Genomic DNA, 26,032 nt, shown 5'->3' on the forward strand with positions numbered 1-26,032 from the left:
GTAAGCTTGCTTTACGAACAACTTAGTTGTTCTATCGTGGGGTGGCAACGACAGCGAGCACAGACCGGCTGAGGCGCATCACCGAGGCCGTACGCGAGGCGGGCCGGATGGGCGTCGCCGAACTGGCCGAGCTGACCGGCGCGTCGGAGATGACCATCCGCCGCGACCTGGAAGCACTGGCCGGCCAAGGCGTCCTGGAGCGCTTCCGCGGCGGCGCGCGCAGTCTGCTGCTGCGCGGCGAGGAGCCGCCGTTCGCACTACGGGCCCAGGAGGGCATCGCCGCCAAGAGGCGCATCGCCGCCGCCGTCGCCGACCTGCTCACCGATGGCGAGTCCGTCGTCCTCGACAGCGGCACCACCTGCCTGGAGGTCGCCCGCGTACTGGCATCCCGACGGCTGACCGTGCTGCCGCTGTCCCTGCATGCGGTGAACGCGCTGACCGGCGCGCCACGCCTGACCCTGCTCGTCCCCGGCGGCCGCCCCAGACCGGGCGAGCTGGCACTGACCGGCCCCCTGACCGAGGCATCACTCGCCGCCCTCCGCTTCGACACCGCGGTCATCGGCTGCTGCGGCCTGACCGTGGCGACCGGCCTGACCGCCTACGACCTGGAGGACGCCGCGGTCAAGCGCACCGCGATCGCCTCGGCCCGCCGCGTCATCGCCGTCGCCGAGGCGGACAAGCTCTCCCGCACGGCCCTCGCCCTCGTCGCACCCGCCTCCGCCCTGCACACCGTCATCACCGACGAGTCGGCACCGGACGAGGAGACGGACGCCCTGACCGCCGCGGGCGTGACGGTACAGAAGGTGTGACCGCGCCCCGGTATGCAGAAGGTGTGACCGCACCTCGGTACGCGACCCACGGCACGCAGAACTGCGTGACCGTCCCGACCACGCACGCGTACAGCACCGTCCCCGCGCCCACGGTCCCGCCGAGCAGCCAGCCCACCGCGAGCACGGTGACCTCCATCAGGGTGCGGACCAGCCGCAGGGAACGCCCGGTCATGGCGGCGGTGCCGGTCATCAGCCCGTCCCGCGGTCCCGGGCCGAGGCGCGCCCCGACGTAGACGGCCACGGACAGCCCGTTGAGGAGCACGCCGCCGACCAGCAGCGCGATCCGGGCCGGCAGCCCGAGGTGCTGGGGGAGGAGCAGGAGCCCGAGGTCGGCGGAGCCCGCCAGCACGACGATGTTGGCAACCGTGCCGAATGTCGGCCGCAGCCCGAGCGGAATCCACAACACCAGCACGAGAAAGCCCAGTACGGCACTGACCGTGCCGAAGCTCAGGGACGTACGCTCCGCCAGCCCCTCGTACAGCACGCTCCACGGATTGACGCCCAACGAGGCCCGCACCAGCACCGAGAGGCTGAAGCCGTAGAGGGCGAGGCCGACGAACAGCTGAGTCAGCCGCCGCAACGGCCGCTCGCGGAGGGAGAGATAGGTGAGCGGGGGCAGATCCCCCTGCTGTCCCCGTCCCCGTACCTGTCGCTGCCGTGCCATGCCCGTCGCCTCCGCAATGCATTCATGTGCCGCGCCCTCGTGGCCGGCCGTTGCGGGCAACTCTGTACAGTGATCGGCTCGGTTCCCATGGCCAATCCCGGAAGAATGGTATGGCTGACGCGTCTCCGCCCTCCCAGGCATCTGCTGATGCGCCCGCGCATCAGCACACCAATGGCAGCAAGCACACCAATGGCACCCATGCCACCGCGCACCGGAACACCCCTCCCCGGACGTACCCTCGCGCGGACACGGCGGGGCGCGCTGACCGCGTCCTCGGCGGCCGACGGCTCGCCGCGATGCTGCCCGACCCGGCGGGAGCCCGGCCCGTCTACCGCCACCTCGCCCGGGCGATCGGTGCGCTGATCCTGGACGGACACATCGCACTGCACGTGAGACTCCCCGCCGAACGCGAACTGGCCGCCGCCCTGAACGTCAGCCGGCCCACCGTCACCGCCGTGTACGACCTGCTGCGCGAAGACGGCTACGCACACAGTCGGCAGGGCTCCGGTACCTGGACAACACTGCCGGAAGGCCATATGCCCAGCGGTGTCACCCGCCTCCTCGGGTCGCGGGAGGCCGCGATCGACCTGGCCAGGGCCGCCCCCGGCCTGCCCGAGGAGACGATCGTCGAGGCTCTCGCCCGCGTCGCACCCCGCATGGCCGCGCATGTGCACACACCCGGCTACCACCCCTACGGGCTACCGGAACTGCGCGCCGCCATCGCCGAGCGCTACGTCCGACGGGGCCTGCCCACCCTGCCCGAACAGATCCTGGTGACCGCCGGCGCGCAGCACGCCCTCACCCTCGCCCTCGGCCTCCTCTGCCGCCCCGGCGACCGTGTCATGACCGAGAACCCCTCCTACCCGAACGCCCTGGACGCCATGGGCCGTGCCGGGCTGCGTACCGTGTCCGTCCCCGTGACCGACACCGGCTGGGACGTCGAAATCGTCGAATCGACCTTCCGCCGCACGGTCCCTCGACTCGCCTATCTGATCCCCGACTTCCACAACCCGACCGGCTGCCTCATGCCCGAGCACGAACGCGTCCGGGCCGTGCGCGCCGCGGAACGCTCCGGCGCCTGGCTGGTCATCGACGAGACCCTGACCGACCTCGCCCTGGACGGGCCGGCGCCGCCGCCTTTCGCCACGCACGCCGTACCGGGCTCCGGGGCAGGCCGGCTGATCACCATCGGCTCGATGAGCAAGACCCACTGGGCCGGCCTGCGCATCGGCTGGCTGCGCGCGCCCGCCGGGCTCGTCACCGAACTCGCCGGTCAGCGGGTCGCCACCGACATGGGCGGCTCGGTCCTGGACCAACTCCTCGCCCTGGACCTGCTCGACCGGGCCGATGGGCTTCTGCCGGACCGCCTCCAGCAGCTCCGGGACCAACGAGCCGCTCTGGCAGAGGCGTTGACCCGACACCTCCCGCAGTGGCGCTGGCACCTGCCGCCAGGTGGCCTGTCGCTCTGGGCAGACCTGGGCGACCCCATCGCCACGGCCCTCGCCGAGCAGGCGTGGGAACACGGCGTACGCATCGAGAGCGGGGCTCACTTCGCCACGGACCCAGGCCTCTTCGAACAACGCCTCCGCATTCCCTACACCGCACCGCCGGACACCCTCCGCGAGGCCGTACACCGCCTGGCCACCGCCCTCCCCGCCGCCCAGGACCGGCCTGCTTCCTCCCGCCGGCGCCCCCACTGGATCGCCTGAGACTCTGTGGGCCGCGCGCTGGGCGTTACTTCCCCCGCCCGTCGGCCGTCCGGCCGCGTACTCGACCTCAGTGGCCGGAGCCCCCGACTTCGATTTCGGTGCGGTCGCCGGACCAGAGGGTGTGGAACGTGCCGTCCTTGTCGACGCGCTTGTAGGTGTGGGCGCCGAAGAAGTCGCGCTGGGCCTGTACGAGGGCGGCGGGGAGGCGCTTGGTCGCCAGCGAGTCGTAGTAGCTGAGCGCGGCGCTGAAGCCCGGGATCGGTACGCCGGAGAGGGCGGCCGTCGCGACGACGCGACGCCAGGCGGACTCGCCGTCGGCCACGGCCCGTGCGAAGTAGGGGGCCTCGAGCAGAGTGGCGATGTCCGGGTTCTCGTCGTACGCCTCGGCGATGCGGTTGAGGAACCGGGCGCGAATGATGCAGCCGCCCCGCCAGATCTTGGCGATGCTGTCCTTGTGGATGTCCCAGCCGTACTTCTCCGCGCCGGCGATGATGGCATCGAAGCCCTGCGCGTAGGCGACGACCTTGGAGGAGTAGAGCGCCTTGGCCACGTCGTCGGCGAAGGAGGAGTCGACACTCTGCGCTTCCGGCCGCGAGGTGACGACCCGCTGCACCGCTTCGCGCTGTGCCGGCTTGGCGGAGACGGAGCGGGCGAAGACGGCTTCGGCGATGCCGCCCACCGGAATGCCCAGGTCGAGCGCGTTCTGCACCGTCCACACGCCGGTGCCTTTCGAACCGGCCTGGTCGAGCACGATGTCGACGAACGGCTTACCCGTGGCGGGGTCGACCTGACGCAGCACCTCAGCGGTGATCTCGATGAGGTACGACTCCAGCGAGCCGCTGTTCCACTCGGCGAAGACGTCCGCGATGGCGGCCGGCTGAAGGCCGCCGACCGTGCGCAGAAGGTCGTACGCCTCGGCGATCAACTGCATGTCGGCGTATTCGATGCCGTTGTGAATCATCTTCACGAAGTGGCCGGCACCGTCGGTCCCTACGTGGGTCACGCAGGGCTCGCCCTCGGCGACGGCCGCGATCGAGGCGAGGATGGGCCCGAGCGTCCGGTAGGACTCCTCCGAGCCACCTGGCATGATCGACGGGCCCTTGAGCGCGCCCTCCTCGCCACCGGAGATGCCGGCCCCGACGAAGTGAATGCCGGTGGGTGCGATCCGCTTCTCCCGGGCGATGGTGTCGTGGAAGTTCGCGTTGCCGCCGTCCACGATGATGTCGCCGGGTTCGAAGCGTTCGGCGAGCTGGTCGATCACCGCGTCCGTGCCCGCCCCGGCCTTCACCATGATGATCGCGGTGCGTGGCGTCGCCAGCGACGCGACGAAGTCGTCGATCGACTCACCGGCGACGAATCCAGCCTCAGGGTGCTCGGCGAGCAGTTCTTCGGTACGGGCGTAGGTACGGTTGTAAACTGCGACGGTGTTGCCCTCGCGGGAGGCGAGGTTGCGAGCCAGGTTCGAACCCATCACCGCCAGTCCGACGACGCCGATATTGGCTACCGATGTGTGCGTGTCCATGTGGGCCTCTCTCGTTCGGACAGTGCGCGGAGCGCCTTCCCGACGGCCCGACTGCCTGACGGCCACGTCGAGGTGCGCCGATGCCGACGGTGACACCGGGCCCATCCTTGCCGAGTGCCGTGAGCGGGTCGAGTCGGCTCGCCAGCGACGAGCTACTGGAACGGCAGCACCTCCATGGGACGAAGGACGCCGGCTCCCGAGAAGGGTTTCTGCCGGCGAGCCTTGTCGGCAGGGCTGAGGGTGAGGTCGGCCCGGATGATGCCGTACCGGGTTTCCTGCTCGCAGGCGGTGTCTCTCAGGTTGTCGGGCTGTGAGGCCGGCGTTGCCAGCTGTCACGAGGTGAGGGTGAGGCAGGGGAGGCCGACGCTCCGGTCACCGCGGAACCTGAAGCCACCAGGGGGACCTGGGCCCGCCCGAAGAACCTGAAGCCGCCTGCCCGACATACCGGCCGTCCTGCTGTCGCTCTGACCAGGGGAGGACCAGGCCCCATGACCGGCGTTATGACCAGGGAAGGACCAGCGCTCCCCACGCAACGACGGGACCGAGTGCGACGATGCCGCCGGTGTAGCTGATGATCTGGCGGTAGAAGCGGCGGGTGTCGATGCCGCGGGCGTTGCTGAGGACGAGGGCGCCGTTGGTGGAGAAGGGTGAGGTGTCGACGATCGTGGTGGACACCGCGAGCGCCGCGATCAGACCGGCCGCGCTGAGGTGGCTGGAGAGCAGCAGTGGGACGGCGAGGGGAATGATCGCGGTCAGGATTGCGGTGGAGGAGGCGAAGGCCGAGGTGATGGCCACGGTGAAACACAGCACCAGGGCCACGAGGAGGGGGGCACCGAGGCCGGCGGCGTGGTGGGAGATGTCTTCGATGATGCCGGCCTTCTCCAGCATCGCGATGTACGTCATCATGCCCGCCACCAGCAACAACGTGGACCAGCTGATGCCGTCCACGGCCTTCTCCTGCCGCTTCATGTCCACCAGTGCCAGCAGTGCGCCGGCCACCAGGGCCAGGAAGCCGATCTCCAGCCGGAAGCCGAGTGCGCCGACCACCAGGGCGAGCAGACAGCCGAGGGTGAGCCACTGACGCCAGTCGGGTCTGCCGAATACGGCGGGGGTTTCGCCGTCGGCCGTCTCGTCCGCCGTCGTGGCCATCGGGGCGGGGCGCTTGGCGAGGAGCACGTACGTGAGGAGCGACAGCAGCAGGTTGATCACGAAGCTGGCGGCGAACAGCGTCACGGGCGAGACGTGCAGCGTTGTGTTGTCGACCAGACCCAGGACGAGGGCACCGGAGACGGCGAGGGGGGAGAAGGCGCCCGCGTGCCCGCCGCTGATCACCATCATCCCGGCCACCAGCGGGTTGATTCTGTAGCGATGGGCGAAGTCCATCGCGATGGGTACGAGGAGCGCGACGGCGGCCGGGGTGAACGTGCCGAACGCCGTGAGCGTCGCGGCCACCAGGAACAACACCCACGGAATGAGCGCCACCTTGCCGCGTACCAGCCGCACGCCCGCCGCGACGAGCCAGTCGATGGTGCCGTTGCGGCGAGCGACGGAGAAGAGGTACGTGACTCCGACGATGGTCACGAAGAGTTCGACCGGGAAGCCCTCGAAGATCTCGTCCTCGGTGAGGCCGAGCGAGACGGTGCCGACGGCGAAGGTGGCGACGAAGGCGAGGATGCCCAGGTTGATCGGCAGGATGGTGCCGACCACGAACATCACCAGCAGCGCGCCTATGGAGATCACTTCAGCAGACATCATTGTCCTTGGTGCGGTGGGGACAGGATGGCGCGCCCCGAGGGCGCGAGGTTACCCCGGGGCGGAGGAGTGTGAACAGGCCCCGGAGGCGGGAGACGTCCCGGTTCAGGCTGCTTGTTGCCGTCCTGGTTCCGGTACGTAGATACGGGCGTCGGCGAGCAGGCGTGCCGCCCGCTGCACGGTGACGCGGCCCGGCAGGCCGTCCCGCAGATCCGAGCAGCGCACCGCTATCACACCGGCGGGGGTGCCCAGGCGAAGCCACTCACCGGCAGTGCGGCCCGCGGCCCGGGAGACCACGGAGTCCTCCCGCAGGCCGGCGGCCGCGACGGCGACGGCCGAGGTCAGGCCGATCGCGGGGTGCGGGGCGTTCATGGTGAGCATGCGCACGGAGACGTCGTAGTCCTGGGCAGCGACGCGTTCGCCGAGCGTGGTGGTGTACGCGACCGGCCGGCCGACCAGCCCCACCTTGGGAACCGCGTCGCCGGGTTCCTCGCCCGGCTTGAGCAGTCCCATCAGCGGTGCGGCCGCGTGCCGGACGGTGCGCAGCCAGGGCGCGTCCGTACGCATCTGCTCCAAGGTCTCTGAGCCGGTGCGTGCGGCGCTGGTGGCCTCGACGAGAACGACCGGCGCCCCGGCGTCCACCATGCTCACCAGAACCGGGTCAGCGGCCCCGACTCGCAGTTCCTGTGCGGCCAGTCCGGTGGGCAGCAGGGATCCGGTGGTACGGCCCGCCGGGTCGCGGAAGGTGAGGCCGACCGCGACACCACCGGCGCGGGTGCCCGGTACGGTCTGCTCGCCGAAGTCGTGCGCCACACCCCCAGTGGTGTCCACGAGCCCTTCGAGCACCGCGCCGGTGTTCATGTTGCGCATCACCACACGAGTCCGGTCCCCGGTGATCGGCACCAGGCCCTTCGCGACCGCGTACAGGGCGACGCCGGTCGCGCAGTTGCCGCAGTTGCTCGTCCACTCCACCGAGCCGGTGCCGATGCCGACCTGGGCGAAGAGGTAGTCGATGTCGGTTCCGGGGGCGGGCGAGGCGCTGACGATCGCGGCCTTGGAGGTGGTGGGGGTGGCCCCGCCGACCCCGTCGAGTTCCACCGGATCGGTGGCGCCGTAGGCGGCGACCAGCAGTTTCTCCAGGGCGCCGAGTTCGGCGGGGACATGGACCTGGTGGAACAGCCAGCACTTGCTGGTGCCACCGCGGACCAGGGTCGCGGGAGTGTGCACGTCTGATGCTCTTTCTCGGTCAACGCGGGCGCTGGGGAGGGCCGGAGAACGGTTACGGGCGCATTGCCAACCGGTGAACCGCTCCGGGGAATGCGAAGACCTTCGCAGAGGTGCGACTTGCGCACAATGGCAGTCAACTTCACCAGGGTTTAGCTCAGCTAAACTCAGCGCCATGCTGAACGTGCGCCATCTCCTGCTGCTCACCGAGGCCGCCGAACGCGGCTCCCTCACTGCCGCAGCCGAGGCGATGGGCATGACCACCTCCGCCGCCTCCCAGCAGATGTCCCTGCTGGAGCGCGAGGCCGGGCAGCCACTGATCGAGCGGCTGCCCCGTGGCATCCGCCCCACCCCGGCCGGCTCCGCCCTGGCCGAACGCGGGCAGGCCATCCGCCGCGAGCTGCGCGCCGCCCAGGCCGACTTGGAGTCGTTCGCCGACCTCGACCGGGGCACACTGCGGCTCGGTTCCTTCCCCACCGCGAGTGCCTCGCTCCTGCCGCTCGCACTCACCCGCTTCCGCCGCCAGTACGCCGAGGTACGCATCGAAGTGCGCGCGGGCGTTCTGTCCGAGCTGTGCGAGATGCTGCACACCGGCGAGGTGGAACAGGCGCTGCTGTGGGACTACGACTGGAACCGCCTCGAAGACCCGGCGCTCGCCCTCACTCACCTGCTCGACGACCCCACAGTGCTGGTGGTCCCCGCGGACTCGCCCCTGCGCACTCACCCTTCCGTGCGCCTGAGCGACCTGGCCGACCAGGAATGGATCATTCGGGCCGACAACCACCCTGTCGCCGACGTACTGCGCCGCAGCTGCCGCCAGGCCGGGTTCGAGCCGCGCATCGCCTACGCGTCGCACGACTACCAGGAGGCGCAGGCCATGGTGGCCGCCGGGCTGGGCATCGCACTCGCGCCCCGACTCGCCCTCACCAGCCGCCGCAGTGACGTCCGCCTGCTCCCCTTCGCCTCCGACGTGCCCGCCCCCACCCGCCGCATCCTGCTCGCCCACGCCCAGACCCGGCCCACCACCCCGCCCGCCCAGGCGATGACCCGTGTCCTGCGCGTGGTGGCACAGCGCTTCGCCTCCTCGGGCCTGCACCGTGCCCAGCTCGGAGCGGTCCGACGGGGCTGAGCGGGTCGTCAACCGCCTTCGTTTCCCGGTAACCGGGACGGTCAGGGCTGCGCTCGTCGTGGCCGCGCCCTTACTCGCGGCGCCCTTCCGCCCTTGTGCATGCCTTGTGGGCCCACGGCCAAGAGAATGCGTTAGCGTGTTACCTGCGTTCGCAATAATTGCATGCGCGTGTTAAATCTTGAGGTGGCGCATCCGAACCAGGGCGCGTGTCGAAGGAAGGGTTGTCCCATGCATATCGATCTGTCCGGCCGTACCGTGATCGTCACTGGCTCCACCGCGGGCATCGGCCGTGCCATCGCCGTGGCCGCCGCCCGCGCCGGCGCCGCGGTCGCCGTCAACGGCCGTGACGAGAGCCGCACCGCCCAGGCGGCTCAGGAGATCGCCAAGGAGACCGGCTCCGACCGGGTACGCGCGGTGGCCGCCGACGTGTCCACCGTCGAAGGCACCGATGCCCTGATCGAGGCGGTCCCCGACTGCGACGTACTGGTCAACAACACCGGCATCTTCTCCGCCACCCCCGTCTTCGAGATCCCCGACGCCGAATGGCAGCGGTTCTTCGAGGTCAACGTGCTCAGTGGCATCCGGCTGGCCCGCCACTACGCACCGCGGATGGCCGAGCGGGGCTGGGGCCGGGTGCTGTTCATCTCCAGCGAGTCGGCGGTCATGACGCCGACCGAGATGGTCCACTACGGCATGACCAAGACCGCCCAGCTCGCCGTCTCGCGCGGTATGGCGCAGGAGCTGGCTGGTACCGGCGTCACCGTCAACTCCGTCCTGCCCGGCCCCACGCTGACCCCCGGCGTCGAGGAGTTCATCGCCGACCGGGTCGGCCCCGGCACCTCCTTCGCGGAGGCCGAGGCCGCCTTCATCCGGCAGGAGCGGCCCACCTCGCTCCTCGGCCGCCTCATCCGGCCCGAGGAAGTGGCCGCGCTGGCCGTGTATGCGGCATCCGAGCACGCTTCCGCGACCACCGGCGCGGCGCTGCGCGTCGACGGCGGCGTGGCACCGACCCTGATCCCCTGACGAGCCGGCAGATTCCCTGCCGAGCCCGCACCGACGAGCCCGTAACGACGAGCCGGCCCTCCAGGGCCCGTACCGGCAAACCCGTACCGACCTGCACGGACGGCGACCGACCACCGTGCGAAAGGACTGCACCCCCCTCATGAACCCCTCGACATCGATTCCGAACGTGACGCTGAACAACGGTGTGGCCATGCCGCAGCTGGGCTTCGGTGTCTTCCAGGTCCCCGACGACGAGACCACCGCCGCCGTCACCAGCGCCCTGGAGGCCGGCTACCGCAGCATCGACACCGCCGCCGTCTACGGCAACGAAACCGGCGTCGGCCGCGCGCTGGCCTCCTCCGGCATCGCCCGCGAGGACCTCTTCGTCACCACCAAGCTGTGGAACGACGACCAGGGTTACGACGCCACGCTGGCCGCCTTCGACGCCTCGCTGGCCAAGCTGGGCCTGGACCACGTCGACCTGTACCTGATCCACTGGCCGACCCCGGCCCGCGACCGGTACCTCGACACCTGGCGCGCCTTCGAGAAGCTGCTCGCCGACGGCCGCACCCGTGCCATCGGCGTGTCGAACTTCCAGCCCGCGCACCTGCAGCGGCTGCTGGACGCCTCCGGCATCGTCCCGGTGGTCAACCAGATCGAGCTCCACCCGGGGCTGCAGCAGAGCGAACTGCGCGCCTTCCACGCCGAGCACGGCATCGCCACCGAGGCCTGGAGCCCGCTCGCGCAGGGCGCGCTGCTGAAAGACGAGGCCATCACGGCCATCGCGGAACGGCACGGCAAGACGCCCGCCCAGGTCGTGCTGCGCTGGCACCTGCAGATCGGCAACGTCGTGATCCCCAAGTCGGTCACCCCGGCCCGCATCCGCGAGAACCTCGACGTCTTCGACTTCGCCCTGAGCGACGCGGACATCGACGCCATCACCGCCCTCGACCAGGGCATGCGAACGGGCCCCGACCCCGACACCCTCAACTGACCGGGTGCCGCCGCCCCCGGGTGTCTCGTTCAGGAGGTGCCCGGTGGGCGGGTGTCCGGGGTCAGGGTGGTGATCAGGCGGCGTACCTCTCGTAGGGATACGTCGGTGTGCGGTACGTGGGCGAGGACGACTGTGAGGGCGTCCTGGAGGAGGGGTACCAGTCGCCCGGTCCGGAGGGCGGGGGCGGCGCGGTGGAGGAGGGCGCGTACCGCCGACTCCGTCCAGTGGCATCCGTTCAGGGACTCGGCGAACCGGTGCTCCTCCGGGAGCGGTACCCACTGCCCCGCGGCGAAGTCGGCCCGCAGGGCGGTGGCCCCGCGGTTCAGGCCCCGCCAGCTCCAGTCCGCACCGCCCAGCTCCGGCCGGTCGCGGCCCGGCCGCGTCTCCTGGCAGAAGCGGCACAGCCACACCGTGCGCTCGGGGCCGATCGCGGGCTGGAGCGCCACCGCGAGTTCGGGCAGGGCGGGCGTGGGCTCGGGGCAGAGGTGGCAGGGCAGCGCGACGGGTACGGGGTACCGCTGTTCATGGTCGACAGAGAGGGTCACAGCTGCTCAACGCCCGTTCGAATGGGTCGTGACGTGAGCGGGCGGAAGGTTTACGTTTTTTGCCCGATCTTTTCCGTCCGGATGGCGGGGCCTGCCTCGCGGGCCCTCGCCAGAATGAACGGATGACCGCCACCTCACGTGCCCACTCGTTCAACGCGGCCGCCGCGCAGTACGGCGAGAATCGCCCCTCCTATCCGGCCGCCCTCCTGGACACGGTGGAAGAACTCGCGGGGCGTCCCCTCGCGGGCTCTCGCGTCGCCGATGTCGGCGCGGGCACCGGCATCGCCACCGCCCTGCTGCGCGAGCGCGGCGCCGAGGTGGTGGCCGTGGAGCCCGGCGACGGCATGGCCGCCGAATTCGCCAGGATGCTCCCCGGCGTACCGATCGTCCGGGGCGACGGCAACGCACTGCCTCTCACCGAAGCCTCCCGCGACCTCATCACCTATGCGCAGTCCTGGCACTGGACCGACCCCGACCGTTCCGTCCCCGAGGCGCTGCGCGTCCTGCGGCCGGACGGCGCGCTCGCCGTCTGGTGGAACCTCGGCGATACGGACGTCCCGTGGATCGGCGAGCAGCGGGACCGTATCGCGCGCCACTGCGGAGTGGAGCCGCCCTCGGCGGCGCGCCCCGACGACAGCCGCGCCGCCCGGCTCGCCGGACTCGGCCGGCCGGGGCTCCGCTTCGCGCGCCGCCGGCTGCGGTGGACCCGCACCGTTCCGCTGGAGACCCACCTCGCCAACGTCACCAGCCACTCGGCGTTCCTCGTCCTCGGCGAGGCGGTCACCCGGGCCTTCCTCGCCGAAGAACGCACGCGTCTGCGCGAACTCTTCCCGGACGGCACGGTGGAGGAGTCCTACCTGGTCGATCTGCTGGTGGCGGCGCGCTCCTGAGCCGTACGCCGGTTCGCTCCCGCGTGGTGAGGCCGCCGGGCCCCTCAGCTCCCGGCTGCGGGCGAGGGCGTCGTCGCCCGGGATGAGCGTGGTGTTGTGCCATGTCAGTTCGTCGTCGCCGAGCGTGCGGGACACGACGTACTTCGGAATGGCGTTCATCCGGTCGGCGAACGGGTCACCGGCTCGCTCGGGCCATGCCCCGGCCATCGTCTGCCACGTACGGCGCCCGAACAGCAGCGCCTCGGCCCTGCCCATCGCCGTGTCGATCGCGCCGCCCATCACCTCCGGGTCGAAGAACGGGTGCGACCAGCCGCCGTGGGCGAACCCGCCGTCGACGTCCTCCTTCGGGCCGCCCGGCGCCTGCACGATGCCGTCCAGGCTCATGAACTCACTGACCACGATGCGCATCGGACCACTCGCTCCTCTGTCTCGCGCCGGGTGCGGTGACGGACCGGACTGTCCGCCGTACTGGCCCGGTGCGTTCTCCACCCGCCCATCATTGCGCTCTTGCGCGGCCGGGGCGTGGAGGAGGGGCGCGGAGTCCGGAGCCGTACCTTGGCGATGTCCCGCGGCGTCCTACTCCGCGGGTGCCGGGTCGAGGCGGTAGCCGGCTCCGTCGGGGCGGAGGTAGCCGGCGGTGGGCGGCGGGAAGTGGCTGCCGAGGACGAGCGTGCCGGTTCCGGCGAGCGAGGCGAGCAGGTCACGGCGGGTGGCGACGGCCCGTGCCGGGTCGATGTCGACGCAGCTGGACAGGTCGGGGCGGCCGAACTGGACGGGGTGGTGGACACAGTCACCCGTGATCAGAGCCGACTGCCCGGCGTCGCTCAGCCGGACGGCGACCTGGCCGGGAGTGTGCCCCGGGGTGGGGACGAGGGTGACGCCGGGGGCGATGCCCGCTCCGGTGGCGGGGACGTCGACCGGGTCCAGCAGGCCGTGTTCGTACACCGGATGGACGGAGTCGCGGAACATCTGGCGGCGTGCCGCGTCCAGTTCGGCGGCCGACCAGTACGCCCACTCGTCGCGCGCCACCACGTACCGGGCGTGCGGGAACGTGGGCACCCACGCCCCTTCGTCTTCGTCGTACCGGGTGTTCCAGCCCACGTGGTCGGTGTGCAGGTGGGTGAGGACGACGAGGTCGATGGAGTCGGGCGGGAAGCCCGCCGCCTCAAGCCGGGTGAGGTAGTCGGTGTTCAGGTGGTTCCAGGCGGGGTTGGCGCGGTCCTTGCCGTTGCCGATGCCGGTGTCGACGAGGATGCGCAGACCGCCCGCGCGTACCGCGAAGGAGTGGCTGGCGAGGCGCAGCCCGTGATCGGGCCGGGCGAAGTCGGGGCGCAGCCAGGGGGCCGCGGCGACCACGTCCGGGGTGGCGCCGGGGAGCAGCCAGGGGCCGGTCTCGGGCGGCAGTTCGGTCTCGTCGATGCGGTGGACGGTGATGTCGCCGATGGTCCAGACGGGGGCGGGCATGCGGCTCCTCGGGTCGGGCGCCTTAAAGCGCAAAAGTTGCGTTAACGGTAGACTCGCGGAGCCGCTAACGCAAACAGTTTGCGTTAGTGCTCCGTGGCGTCCTACTGTCCGTACGGCGGACGATCCCGGACGATCCAAGACGGACGTACCGGCACCGCTCCGTTCTCCCGTTCGCCCCGTCGGCGCTGCCCAGTTGCTGCGGCGCGATGCCCTTCTGCTCGACGCCCTTCCGTCCGACGCCCTTTCCGTACGAACCCCGAAAAGGACCCGAATCAGCCATGTCCCTTCCTCCCCACACCCCGCGGACAGCCGCCGAGGCGGCCGAGCGCGCGGGAATCCCGCTGCGTGACGACCGGCACGCCGCCGTCGCCGCCACGGCCGACCACATCCTGGCCGTGGTCGGCCGCCTCCGGGAGCTCGACCTCGCGGACGTACCGCCCGCCGCCGTCTACCGCCCCGAAGGGCGGTGAGCGCCGTGCAGCCCTACGAGCTCTCCCTCACCGAGGCGGCCGGCGCGATCGGCGACCGACGCCTCTCTCCGGTGGAACTGACCGACTCCCTCCTGGCTCGCATCGAGGCGACGGAGCCGCTGGTGAGCGCCTACGCGGCCGTCACGGCGGAGTCGGCGCGCGAGCAGGCCGCCGCCGCGGAACGCGAAATCGCCGCCGGGCGGTACCGCGGCCCGCTGCACGGCATCCCGATGGCCCTCAAGGATCTGATCGACACCGCGGGCGTGGTCACCGCCTCCGGTTCCGCGGTACGCGCCGGCCGGGTGCCGGACCGGGACGCCACCGTCGCCGCGCGGCTGAAGCAGGCGGGCGCGGTGCTGCTCGGCAAGTCGCACACGCACGAGTTCGCCTACGGGCTGACGACGCCTCAGACCCGTAACCCGTGGGCACCGGACCGGGTGCCGGGCGGCTCCAGCGGCGGATCGGCCGCCGCGGTGGCCGCGGGGTCGGCGACCTTCGCGCTGGGCACGGACACCGGCGGCTCGATCCGGGTCCCCGCCGCGCTCACCGGCGCCGTCGGGCTCAAGCCGACGTACGGAACGGTGCCCCGGGACGGGGTGGCCGCGCTGTCCTGGTCCCTGGACCACGTCGGCCCGATCACCCGCACGGTGCGGGACGCCGGGCTGGTGCTGGCGGCCATCGCCGACCCCGGCCCGGACGGGCAGGGGCGCGGGGGCGACGGCACCAACGGCCACGGCGCGCACCGCGCCCACGGCGAGCCGGATCTGCGTGGCGTCCGCGTGGGCGTCCCCGTCGACTACTTCTTCGACCGTGTGGATCCCCAGGTGGAGGCCGCCGTCCGCACCGCGCTGGACCGCATGGCCGGCCTCGGCGCGACCCTGGTGGACGTGGCCGTCCCGCTGCACCGCTACATCCAGGCCGCCCACTGGGGACTGATGGTGCCCGAGGCGACCGCCTACCACGCCACGGAGCTGGGCGGCGCACCCGAGCTGTACGGGGACGACGTACGGGTACTGCTGGAAGCGGGCGCACTGCTGCCGGCCGTCGACCACATCCGCGCGCAGCAGGCCCGCACGTTGATGCGGCGGGAGTGGGAAGGGGTGCTGCGTCAGGTGGACCTGATCGCGGCGCCGTCCGTGCCGGCCACCGCGGCGTCGGTCGGGCAGCAGGCGTTCACCTGGCCGGACGGCACGGTCGAGGGGGTGGCCGATACGTACGTACGGTTCAGCTCGCCCGCGAACGTCACCGGGCTGCCCGCACTGTCGCTGCCGGTGGGCGCCGACAGCGCAGGGCTGCCGATCGGTATGCAGCTGATCGGGCGGCCGTACGGCGAAGCGGCGCTGCTGGACGCGGCGGACGCGTACGAGCGGGCCTTCGGTCCGGCCCCGTTGGCGGACGTGGTGGGTCACGCGCTGGTCGGCGGCCCGCCCGGCCCCGCGTGAGGTGCGCCCACTCTTGAAGCAAAGATTCAGCGTTAAGGTGGTTAAGGTGAGGGGATGGGAGCAAAGCCGAAGAGCCGCCCGGGCGGGCGCAGCGCGCGCGTACAGGAGTCGGTGCACCGGGCCGTACGGGAACTGGAAGCCGAACGCGGCCGCGCCGAGCTGACCGTCCCGCTGATCGCGGCGCGCGCCGAGGTCACTCCCTCGACGATCTACCGGCGCTGGGGAGACCTCCAGGTGCTGCTGTCCGATGTGGCGGTGGAGCGGCTGCGCCCGGAAGGGCCGCCCGCCGACCACGGCAGCCTGGCGGCGGATCTGGAGACCTGGTCGGTGGAGTGGCTGGAGGAGATGTCCTCGGCGGCCGGGCGCGCCTACATCCAGGACGCGGTGGCCGGGGACCGGGAGGGCGGCAACGCGGGACAGTGCTCGGCGTACGCCGCCGAGCAGGTCGCCGTACTCCTCGACCGCGCCGCCGGTCGAGGGGAGTCCGCGCCCGATGTGGAAACGGTCCTCGACCATCTGGTGGCGCCGATGATGTACCGCATCCTCTTCCGGCCCGGCCTGTTGGACGCCGCCTACGCCCGCGGCCTGGCCCGGACTCTCCTCGCCCGTTTCAACACGGCCCCCGGGAAGTAACGACAACCGCGCGACCCCGCTTCCCGGTACGGGCGGCGGGAGCGCCGGCCTGCCGCCACAGCCGCCGCGCCGGGCTTCTCAGCCGTTGCCGCGTCGGCTGTTGCTGTCGTCGCGCAGCTGATCGGTGTGCGTGGTCAGCCTGTCGATACGGGCGGCGAGGTCGGGATGGCGCCGCTGGAGGTGTGGCCGGGCCGCGGTGAGCGGGGCGAGGAGGGCGGCCGGGTCGTCGTGCGCGAGGGCCTGGTTCAGGCGCGCCAGGGGAGCGCGGGAGGCAGCCGGGAGGCCGCTGAGGGCAGTGACCTGGCCGGCCAGGCTGCGCAGGTCGGCGGCGTGGTGGCGGGCCCAGGCGGCAACACTGCGGTCGGCCGCGCGGCGGTCGCGGGTGGCCTGGACGCGCTGTTCGCCGGTGGTGCCGGCGGGGCCGGGGCGCTGCCGCAGATAACGGCGTTCGGCGGCCTGGCGGCTGGCGACGCCGAGTGGCTCGGCGAGGTCGGCCCAGCTGGCGCCCGCCTGCCGGGCCGTCTCGATCAGTCCGGTCTCCCAGCCGGCGAGCTGTTCGCGTACCTGGCGCAGCAACAGCAGGGCGGCCAGTGCCCGTTCCGGTCCGTCGGCGGGGGAGGGGGGCGGTTCGGTGTCGTTGTGCTGGGCGGTGTGGACGGCGTCCTCGATGGCCTCCAGTGCCGCCGCGGCGGCGAGGAAGGAGGCGGGGCTGGTGTGATCGGCGGGGGACATGACCTTCTCGTTCTCCTCGGCGGCACCCTCGTCGGCTGCCCCGGCCGGCATCTTCCACGGCCGGGGCAGTTGCAGATGTCGTCCCCTAGACGACATTCACTTTGTCATCGTTCCGATGACATGCTACAACGGTGTCAGGTGAAGCGCATTGGCAGAGACTGCCTGGGCCTTCTGGAGGTGTATCCCACATGTTGATGCGCACCGATCCCTTCCGTGAGTTCGACCGGCTCGCCCAGCACCTGATGGGTTCCGGTACGTGGTCACGCCCGGCGCCGATGCCGATGGACGCGTACCGCGAGGACGGCGCGTACGTAGTGGCGTTCGATCTGCCCGGAGTGGCGCCGGAGGCCATCGATATCGACGTCGAACGCAACGTGCTGACCGTCAAGGCCGAGCGCCGGCCGGTGGCGGACGGGGACAAGGTCCGGATGGACGTATCCGAACGGCCGCTGGGCGTCTTCTCCCGCCGGCTGCTCCTGGCCGACACCCTCGACACCGCGCGCATCACGGCCGATTACGACGCGGGGGTGCTGACCCTGCGCATCCCGGTCACCGAGCGCGCCGAGCCCCGCAAGGTCACCGTCCGCAGCGGTTCGGTGGACAAGCAGCTCTCCCGCTGAGCCGCCGGGGCCCGGAGCGGCGTTCTGTGCCGGGCCGCTCCCGGCCGGGCGACCGGCGGGCGCCTCCGCACATCGAGGCGCATCAACTCGCCCACAGCGGTAACACGTCGGCAGACAACAGCAGACAACAGCAGACAACGGACGGAAACATGAGAAAGGCGCCTGCGACAGCGATGCACTCCCAGCCCGCCCCGGCCCGGCGCAACACGGTGATGACCTATCAGCTGATGCTGGAGAAGGTCCGGTACGAAGGTGCCTATCCGACCCGGGAACGCGCCGAGGAAGCCGTCCAGGCCGTACTCGCCGCACTGGGCCGGCAGCTGACCGGCGACGAACGCGTCGAACTGGCCGCGCGCCTGCCTCTGGAGGCCGCCGTCACCTTCACGGGCCAGATCCCGTCCCCGCAACCGCTCACCGGCTGGGGCTTCGTCAAGGACCTCGCCGCCCGTACCGGCGGCAGCCCGGCCACCACCCGGTGGGACACCGGGGCCGTCCTCACGACGGTGGCCGCTCTCGCGGGCCGCGATCTCCTCGCCCGCATTCTGGTCCATCTCCCCTCCGGATACGCCCCGTTGTTCGGACGCCCCGAGATTCCCCAGGCGTCCAAGGTCCCCGCGGCCGCGCCCCGTACGGCCGAGCCTCAGGCGGCCTGAGCCCCCGCCGGACCAGGGCTGCCGGCCCCCTCTCGGCAGCCCGTAGGCTCACAGGTCGGTGAGCCGGCCGTGCAGTACGGCATCGGCGGTTTCCAGCAACGACCGGTCGTGGCGGAAGGCGTGGGCGCGCAGCCGTAGCCAGGCGTGTTCGAGGGGGACGCCGCCGAGCCGTCCGGTGAGCACGTCGGCGGCCCGATGGGCCGCGCCGAAGGGCAGGTCCAACTGGTCCGAGAGCCAGGAATGCTGCCGCAGTACGGCATGTGCGGCGGCGTCGGCGAGGGCGTCGGCGCCGCTGAGCTGTTGTGGAGCCATGATGCCCGGTGCTCTCCGGTGGCCGCTGAGCGCGCCGATCCTGATGGCCCCGATGCGCAGGGGAAAGGCGAAGACCGCACCCACCCCCAGGTCGCGGATGTCGGGTGCCAGGCCGGTCCAGCGCGAGGCGGCCAGGTCGGTCAGGTCCGGAGCCAGGACCGTCATGCCGTGCTGGGCGGCGTCCGGGCTGGGCCCCTGCCCGTGTACGAGCTGAAGGTCCTCCAGTGGTTCGGTCAGCGGGCCATGGACGCGCATCGGCTCCGGCAGGCCCGTATCGGTGGTGAGCAGCAGCGCCAGACCGTCCAGCCCCAGAACGTCGGCACACGCGTGCAGCGGCAGCCGGCCGGCGCTGATCTCGTGCAGACAGTCGGCCATCGCCAGGTCCGCAACCGAGTATCCCTCTGCCACTGTTGTCTCTCCGTCGTCTGCCACCGGCCACGGTCGCCGGCGGGTGCCTGGACGGGCCGCCGGTACTGCCGGTGGATGACGACAGTCCGATGTACGGCCCGAGTGGCCTGTGACATCAAGCCGGTGCTGTGTCGGAGGGCTGCGGACGGCCGTTGGGGCCGGGCAGCGCGGTACGCGGCCTGCGGAGCGGAACGGCTCCCACAGTCCGGTACGAGGCGAGGGCCGGCTGCTTTCCCAACCGAAGTGGCCCTGCCGTGCCGGATCAGGAGATCATGACACGCGGCCGGTGGGAACACCGACGCACCGGAACGGCGGGATGCGCTCCACCGACGAGTGGAGTTCGAGCGGACGGAGTCTGTTCATGGGGGAGCAGGTGGGGGACGAGCTGGTCGCTGTCCCGCCGGGCGGGGTGACGCTGTCGGACCGGCGTACGGAGCGCACCTGGTCGGTCGGGCTCGCGCCGTACCGGATCGCGGCGTTCCCCGTGACCCAGGGGCTGTATGCGGAGGTCACCGGCGCGCGGCCCGGCAGCGCTCAGGGGGACCGGCTGCCCGTGGAGGGCGTCTCCTGGTGGGACGCGGTCCGCTTCTGCAACGCGCTGTCCCGGCGCGACGGGTTCGCGCCCGCCTACCGCATCCAGGGCACCGGCGGCGGCACCGAGTGCGAATGGGAAGCGTCCGCCGACGGGTACCGGCTGCCGACCGAGGCCGAGTGGGAGCACGCCTGCCGCGCCGGGACGAGCGGCCCGCACTACGGACCGCTCGACGAGATCGCCTGGTACCGCGGCAACTCCCAGGAACGCCTGCACGAGGTGGGCGGCAAGCGCCCCAACGAGTGGGGCCTGCACGACATGCTCGGCAATGTGTGGAACTGGTGCTGGGACCTCTACGACCCCGAGGTCTACGGCACGTACCGGGTGCTGCGTGGCGGCGGCTGGTTCGACGAGCACTGGAGCTGCCGGGCCTCGGCGCGGCGCCGCAGCCACCCGAGTTACCAGGTGGACGACGTGGGGTTCCGCGTCGCACGGTCCTTCGGCGACGACCGGGGGCAGACACCCGATGAGGGACACGCAGGCGGCGGGGGACAGGCACCCGGCCGGGGAGGGCGCACCGGTCCGGCGCGCCCTCCGGTGTGAGCCGGGTTCAGTCCAGGGCCGCTCCGCTCGTCTCCGGGGCCCACATCACGGAGATCACCGCGCCGATCACCAGGATGGCGGTGAGCGCCATCATGGTCGGCGCGAATCCGAACGAGCCGAGGCTGACCGGCAGCAGGAACGTGCCCACGGCGGAGCCCACACGGCTCATGCCGTTCAGCAGGCCGACGCCCGAGCTGCGCAGCTCGGTGGGGAACAGCTCGGGCGGGTAGACCTGGTCGAGGTTGGTCGCCGCCGACATGGTGAAGGTGAAGACCAGGAACAGCGGGAAGAGCAGTGCGGCCGGCGCGTCCGGCCAGATGCCCATCGGTGCGAGCGACAGCGCGAGCACGATGAACGAGCCGATGGTGAGCCGCCGCCGGGTCAGCTTGGCCACCAGCCACAGTCCGACGACCCCGCCGAGCAGCAGGAACGAGTTGAGCAGGGCCTCGCTGAGGAAGCCGGAGCCATTGAGCTGGATCTTGACCAGGACCAGCGGGAGGAAGGTGTAGATCGCGAAGTACGGGATCACCTGGCAGTTGTAGAACAGCACGCCGAACGCGGTGTTGCGCCAGTGCTCGGCGCCGAACAGCTCGCGGTAGGAGGCCCGCCTCTCCGCGGTGTGCTGCTGCTGTGCCGCGAACGCGTCGAAGTCGATGTGGCTGCCGACGTACCGGTTGACCACCTCCCGGGCCTCGGCGGTCCGGCCCTTGCTGAGCAGCCAGCGCGGCGATTCGGGCGTGCCCAGACGCAACAGCAGGACCGCGATGGCGGGCACGGCGCTGCTCGCCAGCAGCCATCGCCAGGAGTCGCCGCCGAGGCCGATGAGGTACGTGCCGAAGAAGAAGGCGGCGATGTAGCCGACGGTCCACATACAGGTCAGCGAGGCGAGCAGGCCGCCACGGAAGCGGCGCGGTACGAACTCGGCGACGAGGGTGGGGCCGAGCGCGTAGTCGGCGCCGATGCCGAAGCCGATCAGGAGCCGCAGGACGAACAGCTCCACGGGACCGGTGACGAAGAACTGAAGCACGGAGGCGACGGCGATCAGCAGGAAATCGAGCATGTAGAGCCGCTGCCGCCCCATGCGGTCGGCGGCCCAGCCGATGGCGATGCTGCCGGCGAAGATGCCGATGAGGGCCGAGGCGCCCATCAGCCCCTGCCACATGGAGCCGAGGTGCATCTGCGGAGCCATGGCGGTGAGCGCGATGCCGATGATGCCCAGTTGGTAGCCGTCGGAGAAGTTCGCGCCGAACGTCAGCGCGGTGATCTTCAGATGGAAGCGGTTGAGGGGGACGTCGTCGAAGGTGTCGGTCGCCGTGGCGCCGGCCGGTGCGGTTGGGGGATCAGCGGCGGACTCGGCGGCTTCGGGATCGGCGGCTGGGATGAGGGTCCGGTCGTCCGGCATGGCTCGACAAGCTCTCCGATCAGGGGGACGCCGCGGCTCCGGCGGCGTCGGGCGGGATGGAGGGACAGGCCGCCGAAAGCGACCTGTGGGAACTGCTCTTGCCAAGGAAGCGAATGAAGAGTTTCATGCACCCTGCGCAATGAATAAGTTCTTGTCAAGGGAGCTTCATGCCGGACCGCACGACCCTCAGCACTTCCCTCCGCATCAACGGTACCGCCCTGACCTGCGCCGACATCGTCCGCGTCGCGCGGAAGGGCGTCCCGGTGCACTTGGCCGACGACGCCCTCAAGCGCGCCGGGCGCGCGTACGAGATCGCTCGCGACAGCGGCGCCAAGCGAGCCGTGTACGGACGCACCACCGGCGTCGGAGCCAACCGGCATGCCGTGGTCGCAGCCGACTCCGCCGACCAGCACGGCCTCCGTCTGCTACGCAGTCACGCCGGCGGCAGCGGGGAGCCGCTGCCGGACGACGTCGTACGCGCGGGGCTCCTCGTCCGCCTCAACCAACTGGCCGCGGCGGGCAGCGGCGTACACCCCCGGCTGCTCCGCGCGCTCGAAACCGCACTGCGCGAGGACGCACTGCCCTCGGTGCACGCCCGCGGCGCCATCGGCACCGGCGACCTCACCACCCTCGCCGAGATCGCGCTGACCCTCGCCGGCGAACGGCCCTGGGCGGGGCGGTCACTGGACCCGGTGCCCATCAGCCCCGGCGACGCCCTCGCCTTCATCTCCAGCAACGCCGTCACCCTCGCGGAATCCGTCCTCGCCTGGCACGATCTGCGGCGGCTGCTGCGCGCGAGCCATGTGATCACCGCCCTCTCCTACCGTGCGCTCGGTGGCTCGCCCGAGGCCTTCTCCGAGGTGGTGCACGCCGCCCGGCCGCATCACGGATCGCTGTACTGCGCCGCCGAGATGCGCCGCATCCTCGGCCTCGGCACCGACGCGCCCGCCGGTCGGCGCCTCCAGGACCCCTTCGGACTGCGGGCCTTCCCGCAGGTCCATGGACCGGCCCTGGACGCGGCCGACACACTGGAACGGGTACTGGCCATCGACGTCAACGCTGCAGCCGAGAACCCGCTGATCGACATCGACGCCGAGCAGATTCACCACCACGGGCAGTTCTCCACCGCCTATCTCGCGCTCGCGCTGGACGGCCTGCGTGCCGCGCTGCACCATGCCGCCGAACTGTCGGCGGCGCGCCTGAGCGACCTGGTCGAGCCCGATCTCACGGGCCTGTCACCGTTCCTGGCCGCCGGCCCCGCGGGCAGCTCCGGCATCATGATCCTGGAGTACGTCGCGCACGACGCGCTCGGCCGGCTCCGGCACGCCGCGGCTCCGGTCACGCTCGGCACCGCGGTGATCTCGCGCGGCCTGGAGGACCACGCCAGCTTCTCCACCCAGGCGGTCCGCACCACCACTTCGGCCGTCGCCGCCTACCGCACGGTCCTGGCCTGCGAACTCATCGGAGCGGTACGGGCGTTGCGTCTCTCCGGCGAGGACCTGCCGACCGCCCCCGTGGGCAGCGCCTTCGCGGCGGCCGCCGAGCGACTGCCGTACGTCGAGGAGGACCACCCCCTCAGCGGCGAGATCGAGGCGGCCGAGGCCCTGATCGGGGACTTCTCGGAGTTCTGAACACCGTCGTCGTGGCCGCCATCGTTCCGACCGACTACAGGGTGCCGCGGTGGCGCGTACCGGGCGTATGGCCGAAGGCGCGGCGGAAGACATCGATGAAGGCGCTGGTCGAGGACCAGCCGCAGCCGGGTCCGCCTCTGCGGGAACGTCATGCCCGGCTCGTCCCGGAAGAGCCGGCTGAGCATACGCCGGCCGGCACCCCGTCACCCGCCTCGACCTCACCCCGCTGAACACCGCGACATGCCGGTGGCCGGTGCGCGGGACCGCCCGGCCCTCCTCGCCCTCCCGACACGCTCGTGGGCCGCCCCGGAACACCGGGACGGCCCACAGTACGGCCCACGGGACGAGGCCCGCGGGCTACCGGCCGGTCCTCACGTCCTGGCCTTGCGCCCGTACACGTAGACCTCGTCGCCGTTCCGCAGCAGCTTCCAGTAGCTCTTGGCGTCCGCGGTCCGCATGTTGACGCAGCCGTGCGAACCCGGCGCCGACCACACACTGCCGTCGATGGCGTGGAACGCCTCGCCGCCGTCGAAGAACTGGCTGTACGGCATCGGCACGTCGTAGAGCGTGGAGACGTGGTCCTTGTGCCGCCAGTAGACGCGGTGCAGTCCGGTGCGCGTCTCGTGCTTGTTGCGTCCCGTACGCACCGGGACCGGACCCTTGACGAGCTTGCGGCCGTCCTGGATCCAGCTGATCTGCCGGGTCAGGTCCACACAGGCGATCCGCCCCTTGTTCACCGGGCAGTGCCCTGCCCGGTTGGGGTTCTTGCCGGCCGCCTTCTGCTTCTTCACCAGCTTCATGACGTCCCAGGTCACCGGCCCGGCATACCCGTACTGCGGGTAAATGCCGTGTGCCCGCTGGAAATCACGGATCGCCCGGCAGTCACCGACCGACTGTCTGCCGTCCGCCTTCCGGCCGAGGAATCTCTCGGCCTGCTTCTGGTACGGCCCTTGCAGCCCACCGCACCACGACCCGGAGGCCGCCTGCGCGGAGGCCGCGGGCAGCCCCACCACCAGCAGCGGCGACAGCACTCCGGCCGCCGCCGCGTACGCGATGCCCCGCCGTCCGCGAGGTATTCGACTCTTCGTACGTGCCATGGATCACCACTCTCGTCTCGACACCTGCCAGGCGTCCCCCAACGAATGACTGCGACGGCTGAGGCCATGCAGACCTCATGAGCCACCGCACATTCACATTAGATGTCCATCGCCCAGCAAAAGCGCCAATTACCGAACATGGAGCCCCAATTGACCCACCGAGCCCGGACAGGCACACGAGGCACGTACGCCCCGACGGCACGTTGACAGGAGCCCTGCCGATGAGCGTCCTCGGATGTCGAGTAGGCCACATGGCGCAGTGATCAGGGGTGCCCTTGGTACGGCCGGGTACCGGGGGTCAATGAACTACTGAGGACCGCGGGCCGACGTCGGGAAAGGGTCGGTCCGTGGGGATGCCCGGAGGGAGCAGACCGCTGAAGAACACGGAGACGAGGGGCACGACGGGGACCGGGGAGGCGACCGGGCGGACCGGTCGGCAGGCGGCGTCACGACGGCAGACGGCCGACCTGGGCCGGATCGCGCGCATCCGGCAGTGGTGGGGGAGAGCCGTCGGCTCGGCGGGACACGAGCGGCACACCGTGCTGCTCATCGGCAAGAGCACACTGGCCGCCACGGTCGCCTGGGTGATCTCCTACAACCTGCTCAACGCGCAGTCGCCCGCCTTCGCGCCCTTCTCCGCCGTGCTGATCATGCAGGTCACGGTCTACCAGTCGGTCGTGCAGTCCCTGCGGTACGTGGGCGCCGTGACGGCCGGTGTGGCCATCCAGGCCGCGTTGGGTTTCCTGGCAGGACCCGACGTGCTGACGTTCGCCCTGGTCGCCGCCGTCGCACTGATCATCGGCCGCTGGCCGGCGCTGGGCGCGCAGCGCTCCCAGGTCGCCACCGCGGCCTTCTTCGCCTTCTCCACCTACTCCGCCGCCACGTCCAACACCGAGAAGCTGACCCAGCTCGGGCAGATCATCCTGCTCGTGCTCATCGGCTGCGGCGTCGGTGTGCTGGTGAACCTCGCGGTGTTCCCGCCGATGCGGTACCGCAGTGCCGAGTACGGCATCCGCACGCTCGCGCACGCCCTGTGCGACCTGGTCAGCGATGTCTTCCCCGCGCTGCGCGACGGCGACCTGGACCGGGAGCGCACCGAGCAGTGGCGGTCCCGGGCGGCGCGGGCCGAGGGGCTGATCACCCAGGCGAGGTCGGGGCTGCGCACGGCGCAGGAGAGCCAGTACTACAACCCCCGGCGCCTGCTGCGGCGCTACCGGAACCCCAGTTCTTTCGAGGGGTACGCGTCGGTGATGGAGGCGCTGGAGCGGACCTTGTACCAGATGGCCTCACTGACCCGCAGCCTCGACCGCTGGCGCGAGGACCGTGAGGGCACCCAGCATGCGGAGGGCAGCGGCTTCCGTACGTGCTACGCCCGGTTCCTGGAGTCCATCTCCGCCATTGCCTCGGTGCTGGCGGGGCTGGAGGAGGAGTCGCTGGCAGACCAGTCGAGCGAGCTGTGCCGCCTGGCGGACGAAGCCCAGCGGTGCCGCGAGCAGGTGGCCGAAGAGGCCGAGCGGCAGGGGCTGCCGCTCACCGACCCGGAACGCCCCTACGGCGTTCTGGTCGTCGAAGCCACCCGCCTGATGGAGGAGTTCCAGCACACCTGCGACGTGATCCAGCACCAGGTCGACCACTGAGGCGGCCGGCAGCCGAGGCAGGACGTGTGACATACGGCGCCGGGGGGGGGGGCCGCGCGCCCCGGGGGGGGGGGGGGGGGGGCGCCCCCGGGCCGCGGCCCCCCGGGCCCCCCCCCCCCCAGCGGTGTTGAGGGA

General features: G+C 71.4%; 24 protein-coding genes and 2 pseudogenes. 14 read left to right on the top strand and 12 right to left on the bottom strand.

What is annotated here, in order from left to right:
• The first annotated feature begins 41 nt into the window (after positions 1–41).
• Entirely contained in the window at positions 42–809 is a 768-nt protein-coding gene (locus tag ACIGQF_RS29005) for a DeoR/GlpR family DNA-binding transcription regulator (protein WP_399716087.1), read from the top strand.
• Here the strand turns inward: ACIGQF_RS29005 and ACIGQF_RS29010 are convergent.
• The gene (locus ACIGQF_RS29010; protein WP_399716090.1) at positions 736–1,494 is read right to left on the bottom strand and encodes a YitT family protein; all 759 of its coding nucleotides are present in this window, start codon (positions 1,492–1,494) and stop codon (positions 736–738) included. The two genes, ACIGQF_RS29005 and ACIGQF_RS29010, sit on opposite strands and share 74 nt — an antisense overlap.
• Positions 1,495–1,604: 110 nt before the next feature.
• Between ACIGQF_RS29010 and ACIGQF_RS29015 the strand changes: the two genes are divergently transcribed.
• Entirely contained in the window at positions 1,605–3,203 is a 1,599-nt protein-coding gene (locus tag ACIGQF_RS29015) for a PLP-dependent aminotransferase family protein (RefSeq protein ID WP_399716093.1), read from the top strand.
• A gap of 67 nt (positions 3,204–3,270) precedes the next feature.
• Here ACIGQF_RS29015 and gndA read toward each other — a convergent pair whose 3' ends face one another.
• From gndA to ACIGQF_RS29030, 3 genes are all read right to left on the bottom strand, one after another.
• Entirely contained in the window at positions 3,271–4,725 is a 1,455-nt protein-coding gene (gene gndA, locus ACIGQF_RS29020) for an NADP-dependent phosphogluconate dehydrogenase (RefSeq protein WP_399716095.1), read from the bottom strand.
• Positions 4,726–5,223: 498 nt separating this feature from the next.
• Complete coding sequence (locus ACIGQF_RS29025; RefSeq protein WP_399716097.1) at positions 5,224–6,477, bottom strand: SLC13 family permease; 1,254 nt, start codon at positions 6,475–6,477, stop codon at positions 5,224–5,226.
• Positions 6,478–6,582: 105 nt separating this feature from the next.
• Entirely contained in the window at positions 6,583–7,704 is a 1,122-nt protein-coding gene (locus ACIGQF_RS29030) for a PrpF domain-containing protein (protein ID WP_399716100.1), read from the bottom strand.
• A 172-nt stretch (positions 7,705–7,876) separates the two neighbouring features.
• Here ACIGQF_RS29030 and ACIGQF_RS29035 point away from each other — a divergent pair, with 172 nt between their 5' ends.
• The 3 genes from ACIGQF_RS29035 (at position 7,877) to ACIGQF_RS29045 (ending at position 10,826) form a co-directional block, all read left to right on the top strand.
• Positions 7,877–8,830, top strand: a complete 954-nt coding sequence (locus ACIGQF_RS29035; protein ID WP_399716104.1) for a LysR family transcriptional regulator — start codon at positions 7,877–7,879, stop codon at positions 8,828–8,830.
• A gap of 228 nt (positions 8,831–9,058) precedes the next feature.
• Positions 9,059–9,853, top strand: coding sequence for an SDR family NAD(P)-dependent oxidoreductase (locus tag ACIGQF_RS29040; RefSeq protein ID WP_399716107.1), 795 nt, complete (start codon positions 9,059–9,061; stop codon positions 9,851–9,853).
• 139 nt (positions 9,854–9,992) lie between these two features.
• Positions 9,993–10,826, top strand: a complete 834-nt coding sequence (locus ACIGQF_RS29045) for an aldo/keto reductase (RefSeq protein ID WP_399716109.1) — start codon at positions 9,993–9,995, stop codon at positions 10,824–10,826.
• 29 nt (positions 10,827–10,855) lie between these two features.
• On the opposite strand, the gene ACIGQF_RS29050 is transcribed toward ACIGQF_RS29045, so the two are convergent.
• Complete coding sequence (locus tag ACIGQF_RS29050; RefSeq protein WP_399716112.1) at positions 10,856–11,371, bottom strand: hypothetical protein; 516 nt, start codon at positions 11,369–11,371, stop codon at positions 10,856–10,858.
• A gap of 122 nt (positions 11,372–11,493) precedes the next feature.
• Here ACIGQF_RS29050 and ACIGQF_RS29055 point away from each other — a divergent pair, with 122 nt between their 5' ends.
• Positions 11,494–12,261 (top strand): class I SAM-dependent methyltransferase, encoded by a 768-nt coding sequence (locus ACIGQF_RS29055; RefSeq protein WP_399716115.1) that lies wholly within the window; start codon positions 11,494–11,496, stop codon positions 12,259–12,261.
• A 42-nt stretch (positions 12,262–12,303) separates the two neighbouring features.
• On the opposite strand, the pseudogene ACIGQF_RS29060 reads toward ACIGQF_RS29055, so the two are convergent.
• Positions 12,304–12,669: pseudogene (locus tag ACIGQF_RS29060) on the bottom strand (dihydrofolate reductase family protein); the annotation flags it as partial.
• Positions 12,670–12,837: 168 nt separating this feature from the next.
• Complete coding sequence (locus ACIGQF_RS29065) at positions 12,838–13,725, bottom strand: MBL fold metallo-hydrolase (RefSeq protein ID WP_399716118.1); 888 nt, start codon at positions 13,723–13,725, stop codon at positions 12,838–12,840.
• Between the two features lie 278 nt (positions 13,726–14,003).
• On the opposite strand from ACIGQF_RS29065, the gene ACIGQF_RS29070 reads away from it, so the two are divergent.
• From ACIGQF_RS29070 to ACIGQF_RS29080, 3 genes are read left to right on the top strand one after another with little or no spacing between them, the layout of a single operon-like run.
• Entirely contained in the window at positions 14,004–14,195 is a 192-nt protein-coding gene (locus ACIGQF_RS29070; RefSeq protein ID WP_399716120.1) for a hypothetical protein, read from the top strand.
• Positions 14,196–14,200: 5 nt separating this feature from the next.
• The gene (locus ACIGQF_RS29075) at positions 14,201–15,637 is read left to right on the top strand and encodes an amidase (protein WP_399716123.1); all 1,437 of its coding nucleotides are present in this window, start codon (positions 14,201–14,203) and stop codon (positions 15,635–15,637) included.
• Positions 15,638–15,691: 54 nt separating this feature from the next.
• A complete protein-coding gene (locus ACIGQF_RS29080) occupies positions 15,692–16,270 on the top strand; it encodes a TetR/AcrR family transcriptional regulator C-terminal ligand-binding domain-containing protein (protein ID WP_399716127.1) in 579 nt (192 codons plus the stop codon).
• 78 nt (positions 16,271–16,348) lie between these two features.
• On the opposite strand, the gene ACIGQF_RS29085 is transcribed toward ACIGQF_RS29080, so the two are convergent.
• Positions 16,349–17,002 carry a type III effector protein gene (locus tag ACIGQF_RS29085; protein WP_399716502.1) on the bottom strand — a complete coding sequence of 218 codons (654 nt, stop codon included), beginning with the start codon at positions 17,000–17,002 and terminating at the stop codon, positions 16,349–16,351.
• Positions 17,003–17,190: 188 nt separating this feature from the next.
• On the opposite strand from ACIGQF_RS29085, the gene ACIGQF_RS29090 reads away from it, so the two are divergent.
• Together ACIGQF_RS29090 and ACIGQF_RS29095 are read left to right on the top strand one after the other, a co-directional pair.
• The gene (locus tag ACIGQF_RS29090) at positions 17,191–17,622 is read left to right on the top strand and encodes an Hsp20/alpha crystallin family protein (protein WP_399716132.1); all 432 of its coding nucleotides are present in this window, start codon (positions 17,191–17,193) and stop codon (positions 17,620–17,622) included.
• Between the two features lie 173 nt (positions 17,623–17,795).
• A complete protein-coding gene (locus tag ACIGQF_RS29095) occupies positions 17,796–18,275 on the top strand; it encodes a DUF2267 domain-containing protein (RefSeq protein WP_399716505.1) in 480 nt (159 codons plus the stop codon).
• A gap of 48 nt (positions 18,276–18,323) precedes the next feature.
• Here ACIGQF_RS29095 and ACIGQF_RS29100 read toward each other — a convergent pair whose 3' ends face one another.
• The gene (locus ACIGQF_RS29100) at positions 18,324–18,995 is read right to left on the bottom strand and encodes a hypothetical protein (protein WP_399716134.1); all 672 of its coding nucleotides are present in this window, start codon (positions 18,993–18,995) and stop codon (positions 18,324–18,326) included.
• A 361-nt stretch (positions 18,996–19,356) separates the two neighbouring features.
• Here ACIGQF_RS29100 and ACIGQF_RS29105 point away from each other — a divergent pair, with 361 nt between their 5' ends.
• Complete coding sequence (locus ACIGQF_RS29105) at positions 19,357–20,130, top strand: formylglycine-generating enzyme family protein (RefSeq protein WP_399716137.1); 774 nt, start codon at positions 19,357–19,359, stop codon at positions 20,128–20,130.
• 7 nt (positions 20,131–20,137) lie between these two features.
• Here the strand turns inward: ACIGQF_RS29105 and ACIGQF_RS29110 are convergent, their stop codons facing one another.
• Positions 20,138–21,532: an MFS transporter gene (locus ACIGQF_RS29110; RefSeq protein WP_399716140.1), complete on the bottom strand. Its 1,395-nt coding sequence runs from the start codon at positions 21,530–21,532 to the stop codon at positions 20,138–20,140.
• Positions 21,533–21,699: 167 nt separating this feature from the next.
• Between ACIGQF_RS29110 and ACIGQF_RS29115 the strand changes: the two genes are divergently transcribed.
• Positions 21,700–23,163, top strand: a complete 1,464-nt coding sequence (locus tag ACIGQF_RS29115) for an aromatic amino acid ammonia-lyase (RefSeq protein WP_399716143.1) — start codon at positions 21,700–21,702, stop codon at positions 23,161–23,163.
• 34 nt (positions 23,164–23,197) lie between these two features.
• On the opposite strand, the pseudogene ACIGQF_RS29120 reads toward ACIGQF_RS29115, so the two are convergent.
• Positions 23,198–23,363: pseudogene (locus tag ACIGQF_RS29120) on the bottom strand (AraC family transcriptional regulator); the annotation flags it as partial.
• A 171-nt stretch (positions 23,364–23,534) separates the two neighbouring features.
• Positions 23,535–24,260, bottom strand: a complete 726-nt coding sequence (locus tag ACIGQF_RS29125) for a L,D-transpeptidase family protein (RefSeq protein ID WP_399716146.1) — start codon at positions 24,258–24,260, stop codon at positions 23,535–23,537.
• A 353-nt stretch (positions 24,261–24,613) separates the two neighbouring features.
• On the opposite strand from ACIGQF_RS29125, the gene ACIGQF_RS29130 reads away from it, so the two are divergent.
• Positions 24,614–25,897, top strand: a complete 1,284-nt coding sequence (locus ACIGQF_RS29130; RefSeq protein ID WP_399716508.1) for an aromatic acid exporter family protein — start codon at positions 24,614–24,616, stop codon at positions 25,895–25,897.
• The last annotated feature ends 135 nt before the right edge of the window (positions 25,898–26,032 follow it).

The organism is Streptomyces sp. NPDC053560 (assembly GCF_044544605.1).
Taxonomy (GTDB): domain Bacteria; phylum Actinomycetota; class Actinomycetes; order Streptomycetales; family Streptomycetaceae; genus Streptomyces.

What these genes read in the sequence shown, in the direction of transcription:
- ACIGQF_RS29105 (WP_399716137.1), top strand. Translation starts at nt 19,357, where the DNA reads ATGGGGGAGCAGGTGGGGGACGAGCTGGTCGCTGTCCCGCCGGGCGGG.
- ACIGQF_RS29040 (WP_399716107.1), top strand. Translation starts at nt 9,059, where the DNA reads ATGCATATCGATCTGTCCGGCCGTACCGTGATCGTCACTGGCTCCACC.
- ACIGQF_RS29115 (WP_399716143.1), top strand. Translation starts at nt 21,700, where the DNA reads ATGCCGGACCGCACGACCCTCAGCACTTCCCTCCGCATCAACGGTACC.
- ACIGQF_RS29125 (WP_399716146.1), bottom strand. Translation starts at nt 24,260, where the DNA reads ATGGCACGTACGAAGAGTCGAATACCTCGCGGACGGCGGGGCATCGCG.
- ACIGQF_RS29025 (WP_399716097.1), bottom strand. Translation starts at nt 6,477, where the DNA reads ATGTCTGCTGAAGTGATCTCCATAGGCGCGCTGCTGGTGATGTTCGTG.
- ACIGQF_RS29095 (WP_399716505.1), top strand. Translation starts at nt 17,796, where the DNA reads ATGCACTCCCAGCCCGCCCCGGCCCGGCGCAACACGGTGATGACCTAT.
- ACIGQF_RS29085 (WP_399716502.1), bottom strand. Translation starts at nt 17,002, where the DNA reads ATGTCCCCCGCCGATCACACCAGCCCCGCCTCCTTCCTCGCCGCCGCG.
- gndA (WP_399716095.1), bottom strand. Translation starts at nt 4,725, where the DNA reads ATGGACACGCACACATCGGTAGCCAATATCGGCGTCGTCGGACTGGCG.
- ACIGQF_RS29070 (WP_399716120.1), top strand. Translation starts at nt 14,004, where the DNA reads ATGTCCCTTCCTCCCCACACCCCGCGGACAGCCGCCGAGGCGGCCGAG.
- ACIGQF_RS29065 (WP_399716118.1), bottom strand. Translation starts at nt 13,725, where the DNA reads ATGCCCGCCCCCGTCTGGACCATCGGCGACATCACCGTCCACCGCATC.
- ACIGQF_RS29055 (WP_399716115.1), top strand. Translation starts at nt 11,494, where the DNA reads ATGACCGCCACCTCACGTGCCCACTCGTTCAACGCGGCCGCCGCGCAG.
- ACIGQF_RS29035 (WP_399716104.1), top strand. Translation starts at nt 7,877, where the DNA reads ATGCTGAACGTGCGCCATCTCCTGCTGCTCACCGAGGCCGCCGAACGC.
- ACIGQF_RS29015 (WP_399716093.1), top strand. Translation starts at nt 1,605, where the DNA reads ATGGCTGACGCGTCTCCGCCCTCCCAGGCATCTGCTGATGCGCCCGCG.
- ACIGQF_RS29110 (WP_399716140.1), bottom strand. Translation starts at nt 21,532, where the DNA reads ATGCCGGACGACCGGACCCTCATCCCAGCCGCCGATCCCGAAGCCGCC.
- ACIGQF_RS29010 (WP_399716090.1), bottom strand. Translation starts at nt 1,494, where the DNA reads ATGGCACGGCAGCGACAGGTACGGGGACGGGGACAGCAGGGGGATCTG.
- ACIGQF_RS29090 (WP_399716132.1), top strand. Translation starts at nt 17,191, where the DNA reads ATGTTGATGCGCACCGATCCCTTCCGTGAGTTCGACCGGCTCGCCCAG.
- ACIGQF_RS29080 (WP_399716127.1), top strand. Translation starts at nt 15,692, where the DNA reads ATGGGAGCAAAGCCGAAGAGCCGCCCGGGCGGGCGCAGCGCGCGCGTA.
- ACIGQF_RS29130 (WP_399716508.1), top strand. Translation starts at nt 24,614, where the DNA reads ATGCCCGGAGGGAGCAGACCGCTGAAGAACACGGAGACGAGGGGCACG.
- ACIGQF_RS29045 (WP_399716109.1), top strand. Translation starts at nt 9,993, where the DNA reads ATGAACCCCTCGACATCGATTCCGAACGTGACGCTGAACAACGGTGTG.